The organism is Gilliamella sp. ESL0254, from assembly GCF_013344985.1.
Classification (GTDB): domain Bacteria; phylum Pseudomonadota; class Gammaproteobacteria; order Enterobacterales; family Orbaceae; genus Gilliamella; species Gilliamella bombicola.
Genome location: NZ_JAAEDU010000001.1, coordinates 91,336 through 105,714, shown reverse-complemented (window position 1 = coordinate 105,714; position 14,379 = coordinate 91,336). Strand labels below are relative to the sequence as shown.

Here is a 14,379-nt window from a genome sequence, read left to right as displayed (position 1 = left end):
AACTCACCCCAATAACTAACTGCCAATATTATCCCAACAATTATCCGATATAAAACAACATAAATTTTAAGATAATTGATATAACTAAGATAAAGCTAACTACATTATCAAATATTGAGAATATATTATTGGCAAATCAGAACTACGCTATAACAATATTTTCACTTTTAAAACTGGCATGACCCTTGTTACTTTTCTTTTTCTTCAAGTAACTTTATTTCATAGAGTGCCTGTTGATGTTCAACATAGTTATAAATATTATTAGCTAAAGCATATTTAAATAACATTTTGGCACGCTCATTGTCACCTTTACTTTGATAATACTTACCTAAGTAAAAGTAGGCTTCACAAAGGCGCTCGGCTAACTGCCGATTATTTTCAACACCCTGTTGAAGGTTCTGCATTAATCTAGACTCGTTTATTTTACCTAGATAAAATGCAATAATATTACCACTATAAACCGTTTTATCATTAATCAAATCATAACGTTTTTGTAGCTCATTTTGGGCAGCTTTATTATCATTTTCTTTTTCAATCAGATAAAGCCATAAAATTCTGATGGGTTCGTTCACATCATATTGATAAAACTGTAGTGCATCACGCTCTGCAGCTTGATAATGCCCTGTGCGATATAATGTAATTGCACGATTTAAGTAAGCATAAGCATAAGTAGGATCAAGCTCTAAGGTCGTATTAAACGATGTTAAAGCTTCATCAAAATTACCTTCTCTGAGAGCATAAGTTCCCAAAAAATTATAAACATCTGGAATTTCTGGATTAAAATTTAACAAATAAGAAAAATCACTTTGTGCAAAGGCTTTAAAACCTAATGAATCGTAAACAATACCACGCTCAAAGATAAGTTGCATTCGCGTTACAGTATCAAGATCTTTTCGTGATAACTGTTGGCTGATCTGAGCAATTTTTAATTCGTCATCATATGAAACTTGCTCAGGAACAGCCAGCAAAGGCTGGGAGTTAGAACAACCCGACAAAAGAATAACGGCTAGCAAAGAGCAGTATACAGTTCTCAGGTTGAATAATCCCACTTTTATCCCCCTAGTGAATAATACTTTTATTCTGCTGTTGGAGCGACATCTACTGTCTGCTCAACAGCATCTTTCATACTCAAACGGATTCTGCCTTGGCGATCAATTTCAAGTACTTTAACACTCACTTCTTGACCTACTTTTAAATAATCAGCCACTTTTTCTACTCGATGATCAGCAATTTGAGAAACATGGACAAGTCCTTCTTTCCCGCCAATAACAGATACAAAGGCACCAAAATCAACGATTCGAGTTACTTTTCCTGTATAAATTTTACCAATTTCGACATCAGCAACTAAGTTAGTAATACGCGCCATAGCATCTTTCGCTTTATTACCATCTGAAGCAGCAATCTTAACTGTACCATCATCAGTAATTTCAATGGTTGTTCCGGTTTCTTCGGTTAAGGCTCGAATTGTTGCGCCACCTTTACCGATAATATCGCGGATTTTGTCAGGATTTACGTTCATTGTATAAATACGTGGTGCAAATTCTGATATTTCTTGACGAGGTTTATTAATTGCTTGTTCCATTACACCTAAAATGTGTAAACGTGCACCTTTCGCTTGGTTAAGTGCCACTTGCATAATTTCTTTAGTGATACCTTCAATTTTGATATCCATTTGTAATGCGCTAACACCTTCGCGCGTACCCGCTACTTTAAAGTCCATATCACCAAGGTGGTCTTCATCACCAAGAATATCTGACAATACTACAAACTGGTCGCCTTCTTTTACCAACCCCATTGCAATACCAGCAACGGATGACTTAATTGGTACTCCAGCATCCATTAGTGCCAGCGAAGCACCACAGACAGAAGCCATTGAAGATGAGCCATTTGACTCAGTAATTTCTGATACTACTCGGACAGTGTATGGAAATTCTTCACGACTTGGCATTACTGCCGCAACACCACGTTTAGCCAAACGACCGTGACCAATTTCACGACGTTTTGGTGACCCAACCATGCCTGTTTCACCAACAGAATAGGGTGGAAAGTTGTAATGAAGTAAGAAACGTTCAGTATATTCACCCGTTAATTCATCAATAATCTGAGCATCACGCTCTGTTCCTAAAGTTGCAGTAACTAATGCTTGGGTTTCTCCACGAGTAAACAAAGCACTACCATGTGTTCGTGGTAAAACACCTGTACGGATATCAAGCGCACGAATCATATCTTTTTCGCGACCATCTATACGAGGTTCGCCCGCAATAACACGCTTACGAACAATTTGGCTCTCTAAATCGACGATGATATTGATAACTTCGTTTTCATCTAATTCTTCATTCTGTTCTTTTAGTGCTGCTAATACTTCTTCTTTAATTAGATCAATTTGAGCATAGCGCGTTTGTTTTTCAGTGATACGGTAAGCCTCTCCTAGGCGATCTTTAGCGAGTTCAGTAATAGTATTATATAGCGCTTCGTTTTTAGCTGGGGCTACCCAATCCCATTTTTCACAATTGGCTTTTTCTACAAATTCATTGATATTATCAATAACAACTTGTTGTTGTTCATGACCAAATACCACTGCGGCTAACATTTGATCTTCAGTCAGTAGATCAGCTTCAGATTCAACCATCAATACTGCACTTTTAGTTCCTGCAACAACTAAATCTAAACGACTTGTTGCAAGCTCTTTTACTGATGGATTTAAGACAAATTCATCATTAATAAAGCCGACACGTGCAGCGCCAATAGGGCCGTGGAATGGTACACCAGATAAGCAAAGCGCAGCAGAAGCACCGATCATAGCAACTAAGTCGGGGCTCACATCAGGATTTACTGAAACAACAGTTGCAATAATTTGGATTTCATTAACAAATCCTTCTGGGAATAATGGACGAAGTGGGCGGTCAATTAAACGTGCAATTAGGGTTTCGCCTTCACTTGGACGGCCTTCGCGTTTAAAAAATCCTCCAGGAATACGCCCTGCAGCATAAGTACGTTCTTGGTAATTAACTGTTAACGGAAAAAAATCTTGACCTTCTTTTACTTTTTTATTAGCAACAACTGTAACAAATACAGCAGTATCATCCATATTAACCATAACAGCTGCAGTTGCTTGACGAGCCATAATACCGGTCTCTAAAGTCACAGTATGACGACCATATTGAAATTTTTGATATGTCGGATTAAACAAAATAATGTCCTCTTGTTATTTGTTATGTTGAAGTTTGATATTTCGACAGGACGCAGTTCTACACTACGCTTATTGATACTCTCTTCAACAATGTGGGGATATATTCAACAAAAAGATTATTTCACTGTCACGACTAATGACAAATCTATAAACTATAGAGCTCTCATTAGTCGCGCGAAACATGAGATACAATCTTTACTTTGTTGACTTACATAAAATATTAATTTTTTTGAGCTCTGTATTATATCAGAGTGCAAATTTTTCACAACGAAAAAGAGGCCTAAGCCTCTTTTCAAGTAGATGATAATTAGCGACGCAAACCTAGTTTTTTAATCAGTTGGTTATAACGTTCGATATCTTTACGACGTAAGTAATCTAATAATTTACGACGGCTAGACACCATGCGTAACAAACCACGGCGACTATGGTGATCTTTTTTATGCTCAGAAAAATGACCTTGTAAATCATTAATACGCGCAGTTAAAAGAGCAACTTGAACTTCAGTTGAACCGGTATCGTTAGTACCACGACCATATTCAGCAACGATTTTCGCTTTAGTTTCTACAGTTAGAGACATAATAAACCTCTTAAAATTAACATTAAATATGGAATGACCGATCTCTAATTCAGACATCCCTCAGTATTCATACTATAAAATATGAATTTTCCAATTATACTAAAATTTATTAAAATAGCAATTTGATTTGTTTAGTTAACGGCAAGTTCTACTTGAGTTCAAAACCATATTCTTCTTGAATAAGTTTTTTTAGTTCTTCAATATAATTTTGAGCTGATAGACTTAATTGAGCTTTTTGGGATGTGATCCAACCGATTAGAATTTTTTCTTCTACATCTAAGGGGATTGATAAAATATCAGAACCATTTAAATCGGTACTTAAAACCCCTGTGCTAATCGTATAACCATTAAGTCCATGCAATAGATTAAATAACGTTGCCCTATCACTAACATGAATACTTTTTTTATGATAAACCGTACTTAAAATCTCTTCGGAAAAATAAAATGAGTTATATTCACCCTGCTCGAAAGAAAGATAAGGATAATCATCTAAATCATCTAACGTTAATGACTTCATTTCCGCTAATGGATGATGAGTACTAATAAATACATGAGGATGCGCTTCAAAAAGTGGATTAAAGGTCAATCGATGTTCTTTCAGTAATCGCAAAATTACCTTTTGGTTAAAATCAGTCAAATATAAGATGCCAACTTCACTGCGTAAATTAGCAACATCGGTAATAATATCGTATGTTCTTGTTTCTCTGAGTGTAAACTCGTATTCATCTGTATGATTTTTTTTAATTAGATTAACAAAGGCATTGACCGCAAAAGCATAATGTTGGGTAGATATACTACATAGCTGCTTAGATGGTGCTTTTTTTGAATAGTGCTGTTGCAATAACTCAGCCTGATCTAAAACTTGTTTAGCATAACCTAAAAACTCAACACCATCGGTCGAAAGTGAAACGCCTTTGGAGGTACGTACAAAAATCTCAATACCAAATTCAGCTTCTAAATCCTTTACCGCCGTAGATAAACTCGGTTGTGTAATATACAAATTTTTAGCTGCCTCATTAATTGAGCCTGAACGTGCAATTTCTAAAATATATCGTAGTTGTTGGAGTTTCATAATATCAGTTAATGTCTTAACACAAACTATCTTGCTTAACACAAATATATACTAAATCATATTTAAGTGAAGTAAATAATTGTTATCGTTTTTATACTCAAACACATGCTTTCCTGAAAGTTTTTAACAACGATTTTGTTGCGCTATAAAATAGTGATGAAAAACAAATATTAATGATTAAAATGGTGAGCAATTAAAAGAAGTTTTCGTAAATTAATTTTATACTCATAAGCGTTGAAACAGTAATTAGCATTGGTCTGATTAATTTGCGACCTTTAGCAATGACCATCTTAGCGCCAAGTCTTGCACCTATAAATTGACCAACTAGCATGACAAGTCCAATTGACCATATCACTTCGCCACCAATAATAAAAAACAGTAAACCGGCTAAATTTGAAGTGAAGTTTAACACTTTGGTATGTGCTGTGGCTTTAGTTAAATTAAAGCCAGCTAGTGTGATATAGGCTAACGCATAAAATGAACCCGCGCCAGGCCCAAAAAATCCATCATAAAAACCAATTGCCAAAGCTGGTATTAGTGCAAATTGGATAAATGAAAAGCGACTTTTACGATCGTTTTCACCAATGGTTGGAGAAAGCAAAAAATAAAGTCCCACGCCAATGGTTAGAATAGGTAGTAATAGCTTTAAAAAATCAGCTTGGACATGCATAACCGACAACGTTCCAACTGCCGATCCGATAAAAGCAAACATGATTGCCCATTTTTGCTGTTTTAAATCCACCATATGCTGACGAATAAAATATAAACTAGCTGAAAATGAACCACCACAGCTTTGTAATTTATTGGTTGCCAAGGCACTGGCTGGCGGCAGTCCAACAGCAAGTAAAGCCGGAACGGTTAATAAACCACCGCCACCAGCAATTGAATCAATAAAACCTGCTAAAGTAGCAATAATAAACAGTAAGATAAGTAATTCATAACTCATAGCGTATTGACATCATTACATTGAGCGCGATAGCGAAGATAATGATCCATGAGCACTATAGCAACCATCGCTTCAGCGATGGGCACGGCGCGTATTCCTACACATGGATCATGTCGACCATGAGTTGATACTTCAACGGTTTCCCCATGAATATCGATTGATTGCCCTGCAATTTCAATACTTGGGGTTGGCTTTAAAGCGATACTGGCTAATATCGTTTGTCCTGAGCTAATCCCCCCTAAAATACCACCAGCATGGTTAGATAAAAAACCTTGCTTAGTTATTTCATCTCGATTTTCACTACCTCGTTTATTAACAACTGCATAACCATCACCAATTTCAACACCTTTCACCGCATTAATACTCATTAACGCATGTGCAAGTTCAGCATCTAATTTGTCAAATACAGGTTCACCAAGTCCTACTGGAACATTTTCGGCAACAATGCAAACTTTAGCGCCAATTGAGTCACCCTCTTTTTTCAGTGTTCTGAGCAACTGATCAAGCGCCTCTAATTTACTTTCATCAGCACAAAAAAATGGATTTTGTTCAACTTGTTGCCAGTCTTTTAATTCACATTTTACATCGCCCATCTGAGCCAAATAACCACGAATGGTTATGCCAAGTTTTTCTTGCAGATATTTTTTGGCAATCGCGCCAGCAGCAACGCGCATGGCAGTTTCACGAGCAGAAGAACGACCTCCACCACGATAATCACGTATGCCATATTTATTTTGATAAGTATAATCTGCATGGCTTGGTCTAAAGATATCTTTAATTTTGCTATAATCTTGAGAACGTTGGTCAGTGTTTTCAATAAGTAATCCAATACTTGTACCTGTTGTTACACCCTCAAATACGCCAGATAAAATTTTAACTTGGTCGGCTTCTCGGCGCTGAGTAGTATAGCGAGATGAACCCGGTCGACGGCGGTCAAGATCATGTTGCATATCTGATTCAGTTAATGCAAGTCCAGGAGGAACGCCATCGACAACACATCCTAATGCTATGCCGTGTGACTCACCAAATGTGGTCACTTTAAATAATTTTCCGATTGAGTTTCCAGCCATAATAAATTTATTCCAATTATTGAAAGCAGCTTATTTAAAACAGTCATGATATTGAACTAACTCTTCACGAGTGATCGCAAACACGCCCAGACCACCATGCTTAAATTCGATCCAATTAAATGGGACATCTGGATATTGTTGCTGTAAGCTAATCCAGCTATTGCCGACTTCACAGACTAATACACCCTCTGGAGTTAAATAATCTATCGCATCTCGTAAAATTGTTTTTACCAAATCTAAACCATCAAAGCCCGCCTCTAACGCTAATTTCGGTTCATATAAAAACTCATCTGGCAAATCACTCATATCTTCACTATCAACGTAAGGCGGATTTGTGACAATTAGATCATATTGTTTTACAGGCACATCATTAAATAGATCTGACAAAATAGGGGTAACTTGAAAATCCATTTCGTGCATTTCAATATTTGTTTGCGCAATATCTAATGCTTCTAATGAAATATCGGTGATATCAACCTGAGCATCAGCAAACTCATAAGCACAAGCAATACCAATACAACCACTGCCTGTGCACAAATCTAAAATATTTTTAGGCTCAGTAAATATTATCTGTTCAAAATGATTATTGATGAGTTCACCAATAGGAGAACGAGGAATTAATACACGTTCATCGACATAAAAAGAATGGCCACAAAACCAAGCTTGATTAGTTAAATAAGGGGTTGGTACACGATCTTTAATTCGTTTTTGAATAACATCAAAAAGTTGATTTTTTTCATCATTAGTCAGATTTGCCGAATAAAATTCCGTAGGAATAAACAAAGATAGACCTAATGTTGCTAAAATGAGTTGTTTAGATTCATCAATAGGATTATCTGTACCATGTCCTAAAAAAACATCTGATAGATTAAGTTGCGATGCTGTCCAACGTATAAAGTCCTGAACTGTGCGTAAGTTTTCCATAATGACTCCAAATGCTTTAGGAGAGGAAGGTGTTATTTGTCATTTTAGGCAACTGCCTTCAATAGGTTTTGCTAGAGTAATCTTGACAGTATGCTTCTAACAGCAACGTTGAACCTAATGTTCTACCCTTTAATGACTAACTATTTATGGCGGTGAGGAAGGGATTCGAACCCTTGATACGTTGCCGTATACACACTTTCCAGGCGTGCTCCTTCAACCACTCGGACACCTCACCTAATTATTAGCACCTGCCTTTTCAAGCAGGCTGCATACTATAATGATCACAAGATAATTAATCAAGCTTTTTTAATTCATACAAACGATGATACCAAATGTTACCAAAACAGCTAATACCCCGGCAGTTGTAATCAATGCATATTTTAAATTTGAACACATTTCATTATCTCCAATTATTTTTTATTAATTAGCTTTTTCGATTGGCAAATCGAGCGAAATAACTCCATTAATAGAGTTACTACCTCTAATTTTTGGATATTTAGGCGCAAAATCAAGAAGTATCTCTATAGACTCATCCAAATAAGCATCGGGTTGCTTATAATCTTTAGGTAAATCATCTAATTTAGTGATCGACGGTAAACCTGCTTTATTTAAACGCTCATTCATTCTTTTTAAACTACGTTCATCATTAGTTTTTTGTTCTGCTTCTCTTTTTTGCTTATTCAATGAAACAACATATTGATGATCTTTTTTGTCATTAAAAGTTTTAATATCTTCATCAATATAAATAAATTCAGTATTTTTTGAAATTCTAGCCAAATGTTGTGATTCCAAATCAGGTAGCAATGGCTTAATATTGAAAAGACTCAAATAATCAGCCGAAGCAATTTTATCCCAAGGCAAGGCATTGTCTAAGAATCGTTCACCTGTTTCATCGACATATTTAACATTATTCATTTCAATGTCTGGTTCAACACCTTTTAATTGAGTACTACCACCATTGATACGATAAAACTTCTGAATAGTGTACTGAGCGCCACCAAATTCAGGCCAATTTGGATGCAATCTTGCATCAACCGGATAAGAAATGTTACGAGATGTTTGTACAGTTCCTTTCCCATAAGTCGTTTCACCAACAATTAATGCACGCCCATAGTCTTGCATGGCAGCAGAAAATATTTCTGATGCTGATGCGCTATAACGATTAACCATTACAACAAGCGGACCTGTGTACTCTATACCTTTATTCTTGTCATCATAAGTGATGACTTTTTGTAAATTATCACGCACCTGAACAACCGGTCCACTATCAATAAATAAACCAGTTAAAGAAATAACTTCGGCTAATGAACCACCACCATTATCTCGTAAATCAATAACCAGCCCTTGCAAATTTTCTTTATTTGCTTTCGATAAGAGTGAATCAACTTTTTCGGTTAATCCCATATAGAAACTCGGTATTTCAATAACGCCTACTTTACCGCGTTCATTATCAATAATTTTTAATTTTGCTTCACGATCTTCAAAATGAATTTTATCACGAGTAAGTTCGATAACTTTTGCTTTACTGTTATTACCCGCTGGTAAAATTTCTAATTTCACGACAGTGCCTTTCGGCCCACGAATTTTATCGACAATGTCATCTAGACGCCAACCAATAACGTCTTCAATTGCAGAATTGCTTTGGCCTACCCCAATAATTTTATCCCCTACGGAAAGTTGCTTACTTTTTTCTGCAGGCCCACCGGTTACAAAAGACATAATCACTGTATAATCATCTTGCTGACTTAATGTTGCACCAATACCTTCAAAGGATAAACTCATTTCAGAATCAAAATCTCGTTTTTTACGTGGCGCTAAGTAGCTGGTGTGGGGGTCAATCTCTCTTGCAAATGCATTCATAAATACTTGAAAGGCATCTTCGTTATTTGATTGCATTACTGTTTTTAAAACACGATTATAACGTTTAGTTAATATTTCACGGATCTCTTTTTCATTTTTTCCAGATAAAGATAAATTCAACTCGTCATATTTAACTCGTTTATCCCAATAGACATTTAGTTCAGTTTCAGAAGTAGGCCACGCAATTTCTTCACGATTAAAATCAACTTCATCGTTAGTAGAAAAATCCATTGGTTTTTGTAAAACTTCAAGGGCGTATTGATAACGGTTATAACGTTTTTGCAAAAAGAGATTATAGATGTCATAAGCCGTTTTTAGATTACCATCAATTAATTCCTGACCTAAAGATTCTTGTCTATTTCGAAAGCTATCAACATCACTTTGAATAAATAAAGATTTATTGCTATCTAATAATTTGAAATAGCGATCAAAAATCTTCGAAGAAAAAGCACCATCTAAAGCAAAATTACGATAATGTGACTGAGTAAAAAAATTTGTCACACGCCTAGCAACAACTTGGTGGATCTCATCTTGCTTTAAAAGAGGTATCTGTTCTTTATCTTGTGTTTTTGCCTGAGCGTTTTGATAAAAAATACACAAAACAAGGCTAAATGTAATAATACCTTTCAGTAATTTATTCATTCAAATTCTCTATTTATTGATAATATATTCAGGTTTAACCGTTAATTCCATACCTGCACCAATTTTTACTTTAATATGATCTTTTTCAATATTGATAATTTGTACTTTTATAGGTTTATTACCTACTAAAACTTTAACAAAATCACCGTTATTTAAAGGTTTAACTTTTTTCGAAGGCTGTTGAGTAGTTTTACGTTTTTCTTTTGCTTGTTCTTTAAAACGTTCTTTAGCCTTTTCTTTGCTCTCCTTTAATTGCTGTTGAGCATGATCCATTTGTTCTTGGTTAATAACTTCATTAGGGTTGCCATCTAAATCAATACGATTAGCACCCTCTTTTATACTATGTAAGTAACGCCAACTCATTGTGTAAGAACGTAATGCAATACGAAGTTTAGTTTTACTTAATATTTGACAACCGTCTAGACGCGAAATAATATCTTGAAAGATCCCAATCTTTAATGGTTTTGCTTCACCCTCAAGGGTAAAACAATTCGGGAATTGTTGAGCTAAATAAGCAATAATCTCTTTACTATTTGTTAATTGAAACTGATTTTCCATTGGTTATCCCATAGCAACTAAATTTTACTAGCGTTAAAGTATATCGCAGCTTATATAATAACACTAACTATCTTTTTTTCGTTCATTAATAATTGTTATAACATCCTAAATACTATTATAAAAACACTCTATATTAGAATATACAATCAAATATTGAACTTACTGCTCTTACTATTAGAAAAGCATAGCATAGATACTTATGGTTATAAACTAAGAGGAATTAAAAAATAGAAATAAAACCTGGTGACTATTATGAAATATAAATGCTGTATCAAAAAAAGAAAGACATAACAATTAGCCAAATTATCTTTTTAATCGCATCTTAGTTACTGCATATTGAACGTTATCAAACATATGATATTATCAACTCACATTTTTGATAACCTAATAGGCAACTATACCATGAAAAATATAAAAAAATTTCTTGTAATTCTAAGCTCTATACTCGCCCTATCGGCATGTGCACAAAAAAATTTTATTGAACAAGGCTCTCCTCTTAATAACGAAAAAGTAAGCAAAATTGTTGAAGGTTCATCCACTGAATCTCAAATCTTATCTATATTTGGAGAACCTACAACTAAAAAAATCCTTAATAATAACGAAACACAGTGGACATACCAATACACTAAAAAAAGCTCAACCAGTCATATGTTAATTGGTGAAACACAATACAATATCCTTGAAGGAAAGCTAGATATTATTATTTCTAAAGGCGTTGTAACTTGGTTTAATTATGACGAAAATCAAAAACAAAAAAAATGGTAATCAAATTAAAGTAATATTATTTTATAGCACATCATCAAGATGTGCTTTTCATTTTATGTCTAATCTTTATTATCTAATTCTATTTACCTTAAAAACGTTTAAACATCATTCATCTATTCTCTAATGCTCATACAGTTCTGGACAAAATTGTGCTTTAAGTTATACTTGTCAACGAAATTAACCAGACAATCGCTGCTTTGTTATTCTTTATTAGAGGAGATAAACGAAGGGGAGGAAAGTCCGGGCTCCATAGGGCAGAGTGCCAGGTAACGCCTGGGGGATGTTTTGCGAGAGCAAACATTCACGACTAGTGCAACAGAGAGTATACCGCCAATGGCTTATTATATAAGATCAGGTAAGGGTGAAAGGGTGCGGTAAGAGCGCACCGCACAACTGGTAACAGTTGTGGCACGGTAAACTCCACTCGGAGCAAGGTCAAATAGGGATTCATTGACGTGGCCCGCGTTGAATCCGGGTAGACTGCTTGAGCTAATACGTGAGTATTAGCCTAGAGGAATGATTGTCCACGACAGAACCCGGCTTATCGGTTAATTTCACTTTCTACTTATTATTCTTTTTATTATTTTTTGATATAGCTTTAGATTGCTTTTTATTACTTAATGAGCGTTTAACAGCAAGATAAATTGAAAATATCAATCCTAATACTAATAAAAAAACTGGTATTAGCATCAGAATAGACATGATCTGTTTTTCGTATTCTTTAAAAATTGGCGATAATCCAAATAAATAACCTAATGTCACAATCAAAAAGATCCATAATGTCGCGCTGATTAGATTATAGATATGGAATTTTCGACTATGTAGTCCCGATAACCCTGCCATCATTGGTAATAATGTACGTACAAAAGCAATAAATCGCCCAATAAATAACGCTTGTAATCCATACTTATGGAATAATAGTTCTGATTTATGATGGTACTTTTCCGGTATGTGTGCCATCCAACCTTGTACAAGCTTAGTATTACCAAGCCACAAACCTTGTGCATAACCTAACCAAGTTCCTAAAGCTGCACCAGCAATCAAAATAAGATTAATTAAACCAAAATGAAATACATTTTGACTAATTAATACACCTGTTAAGAATAATAGGCTGTCTCCAGGTAAAAAAGCTGCGGGTAAGACGCCATTTTCTAAAAGGATAATAACAAACAACATGCCATATAGAGTCCATAGTACATTAGGATTTGAGAGCGTTGCAATATCCAAATTAATAAATGCATGATAAAGTGTAATGATTGTTTCCATCTATTTTGAAATCCTATTGATGTATCGTTATTAGTGGTTAATAGTACCGCCAACGGTCAAATTATTCACTTTCAAAGTAGGTTGCCCAACGCCAACAGGAACACTTTGACCTGCTTTACCGCAAACGCCAACACCTGAATCTAGTTCTAGATCATTGCCCACCATAGATACTTGTTGCATGGTTTCAATACCTGAACCAATTAGTGTTGCACCTTTTACCGGCGTTGTTATTTTACCCTTTTCAATCAAATAAGCCTCTGAGGCTGAAAAAACAAACTTACCGGAAGTGATATCAACTTGCCCACCAGCAAAATTAGGTGCATAAAGCCCATAATCAACGCTACTAATGATATCGTCAAAGGAAGAATTTCCCGCCAGCATATAGGTGTTTGTCATTCTTGGCATAGGTAGGCAAGCATACCCTTCACGACGCCCATTGCCCGTTGAATGCGTATTCATCAATTTTGCGTTGAGTTTATCAAACATATATCCTTTTAGGATACCATTTTCTATAAGGACTGTCTTTTGGCTTGGTGTACCTTCGTCATCTATAGAGAGTGATCCTCGGCGATTTTCGATGGTACCATCATCGACAATGGTACAAAATTCTGAGGTAACCTTTTCACCAATTTTTTTGGAAAAAACTGAACTATTTTTACGGTTAAAATCACCTTCTAATCCATGCCCTACAGCTTCATGTAACAATACACCAGGCCAACCAGCACCTAAAATAACAGGCATCGTTCCAGCAGGTGCGGCTTTTGCTGAAAGGGACACAAGCGCTTGGCGTACGGCTTCTCGCGTGTAACTATCAGCATAACTGTCTGATGTTTTAGGATTGATTGTCAGGAAATATTCATACCCAAATCTCCCACCACCGCCACTACTGCCACGTTCACGCTTGCCTTCTTTTTCAACTAAGACAGAAACAGATAAACGAACTAAAGGGCGAATATCGGCACATAATGTACCGTCTGTTGCCGCGATTAAAATATCTTCATAACTTCCAGTTAAACTAGCAGATACTTCAATAACTCTAGGATCAATTGAGCGAGCTAATTGATCAACATGTTGCAATAGCGAAATTTTTTGCTCTTGAGAAAACGAATTAATCGGATTGATTGATGGATATATTGACACTGTTTGAGTAGTTCTAAATGGAGTCACCGCGATGGATGTTTGTAGTGTAGTGATTGAACTTGCCGCTAATACACTTTGTTCTAAACGAGCTAATGAAAGCTGATCAGTATAAGCAAATCCCGTTTTTTCACCAACAATAGCTCTAACTCCAACACCTTGATCTCGATGGAATGAAGCATTTTTTATAATGCCGTCTTCAATTAACCAGCTTTCATAATAGCCAGATAAAAAATACAAATCACCAAAATCAATTTGCCTTGAACTTAGCATATCAAGTAAATACAAAAGATCTTGTTGGCTTAGATTATTTGGATTGAGCAATCGTTCACTCACTTGAGTTAGTGTCATAAATTCCTTAAATTTTAATTG

13 protein-coding genes, 1 tRNA gene and 1 other RNA gene are annotated in these 14,379 nt (G+C 35.5%); 2 read left to right on the top strand and 13 right to left on the bottom strand.

Features of this window, described 5'->3' with window-relative positions; all coding sequences use genetic code 11:
* Positions 1 to 188: 188 nt before the first annotated feature.
* The 11 genes from nlpI to proQ all read right to left on the bottom strand — a co-directional run bounded on the left by nlpI (position 189) and on the right by proQ (position 10,839).
* Positions 189 to 1,049, bottom strand: coding sequence for a lipoprotein NlpI (gene nlpI, locus GYX25_RS00500; RefSeq protein WP_167349303.1), 861 nt, complete (start codon positions 1,047 to 1,049; stop codon positions 189 to 191).
* 26 nt (positions 1,050 to 1,075) lie between these two features.
* Positions 1,076 to 3,190, bottom strand: coding sequence for a polyribonucleotide nucleotidyltransferase (gene pnp, locus GYX25_RS00495; protein ID WP_174786419.1), 2,115 nt, complete (start codon positions 3,188 to 3,190; stop codon positions 1,076 to 1,078).
* Between the two features lie 307 nt (positions 3,191 to 3,497).
* Positions 3,498 to 3,767, bottom strand: a complete 270-nt coding sequence (rpsO, locus tag GYX25_RS00490; protein WP_085164450.1) for a 30S ribosomal protein S15 — start codon at positions 3,765 to 3,767, stop codon at positions 3,498 to 3,500.
* Positions 3,768 to 3,915: 148 nt separating this feature from the next.
* A complete protein-coding gene (locus tag GYX25_RS00485; RefSeq protein ID WP_091347558.1) occupies positions 3,916 to 4,839 on the bottom strand; it encodes a LysR family transcriptional regulator in 924 nt (307 codons plus the stop codon).
* A 193-nt stretch (positions 4,840 to 5,032) separates the two neighbouring features.
* Complete coding sequence (locus GYX25_RS00480) at positions 5,033 to 5,785, bottom strand: TSUP family transporter (RefSeq protein ID WP_091347561.1); 753 nt, start codon at positions 5,783 to 5,785, stop codon at positions 5,033 to 5,035.
* Positions 5,782 to 6,855 carry a chorismate synthase gene (aroC, locus tag GYX25_RS00475; RefSeq protein ID WP_091347564.1) on the bottom strand — a complete coding sequence of 358 codons (1,074 nt, stop codon included), beginning with the start codon at positions 6,853 to 6,855 and terminating at the stop codon, positions 5,782 to 5,784. The genes GYX25_RS00480 and aroC overlap by 4 nt, the downstream gene beginning before the upstream one ends.
* Before the next feature lie 30 nt (positions 6,856 to 6,885).
* A complete protein-coding gene (prmB, locus tag GYX25_RS00470) occupies positions 6,886 to 7,779 on the bottom strand; it encodes a 50S ribosomal protein L3 N(5)-glutamine methyltransferase (protein ID WP_091347566.1) in 894 nt (297 codons plus the stop codon).
* 147 nt (positions 7,780 to 7,926) lie between these two features.
* Positions 7,927 to 8,014, bottom strand: a tRNA-Ser gene (locus tag GYX25_RS00465).
* Between the two features lie 71 nt (positions 8,015 to 8,085).
* On the bottom strand, positions 8,086 to 8,175 hold the full coding sequence (gene cydH, locus GYX25_RS11335; protein ID WP_141683339.1) for a cytochrome bd-I oxidase subunit CydH: 90 nt from the start codon (positions 8,173 to 8,175) through the stop codon (positions 8,086 to 8,088).
* A 24-nt stretch (positions 8,176 to 8,199) separates the two neighbouring features.
* The gene (prc, locus tag GYX25_RS00455; RefSeq protein ID WP_174786418.1) at positions 8,200 to 10,281 is read right to left on the bottom strand and encodes a carboxy terminal-processing peptidase; all 2,082 of its coding nucleotides are present in this window, start codon (positions 10,279 to 10,281) and stop codon (positions 8,200 to 8,202) included.
* A 9-nt stretch (positions 10,282 to 10,290) separates the two neighbouring features.
* On the bottom strand, positions 10,291 to 10,839 hold the full coding sequence (proQ, locus tag GYX25_RS00450) for an RNA chaperone ProQ (RefSeq protein ID WP_091347570.1): 549 nt from the start codon (positions 10,837 to 10,839) through the stop codon (positions 10,291 to 10,293).
* 402 nt (positions 10,840 to 11,241) lie between these two features.
* Between proQ and bamE the strand changes: the two genes are divergently transcribed.
* A complete protein-coding gene (gene bamE / locus GYX25_RS00445) occupies positions 11,242 to 11,604 on the top strand; it encodes an outer membrane protein assembly factor BamE domain-containing protein (protein ID WP_167349304.1) in 363 nt (120 codons plus the stop codon).
* Between the two features lie 173 nt (positions 11,605 to 11,777).
* Positions 11,778 to 12,164: RNase P RNA component class A (gene rnpB / locus GYX25_RS00440), an RNA gene on the top strand.
* Between the two features lies 1 nt (position 12,165).
* On the opposite strand, the gene GYX25_RS00435 is transcribed toward rnpB, so the two are convergent.
* Together GYX25_RS00435 and tldD are read right to left on the bottom strand one after the other, a co-directional pair.
* Complete coding sequence (locus GYX25_RS00435; RefSeq protein ID WP_091347575.1) at positions 12,166 to 12,870, bottom strand: DedA family protein; 705 nt, start codon at positions 12,868 to 12,870, stop codon at positions 12,166 to 12,168.
* Between the two features lie 30 nt (positions 12,871 to 12,900).
* Positions 12,901 to 14,358: a metalloprotease TldD gene (gene tldD, locus GYX25_RS00430; RefSeq protein ID WP_091347577.1), complete on the bottom strand. Its 1,458-nt coding sequence runs from the start codon at positions 14,356 to 14,358 to the stop codon at positions 12,901 to 12,903.
* Between the last annotated feature and the right edge of the window lie 21 nt (positions 14,359 to 14,379).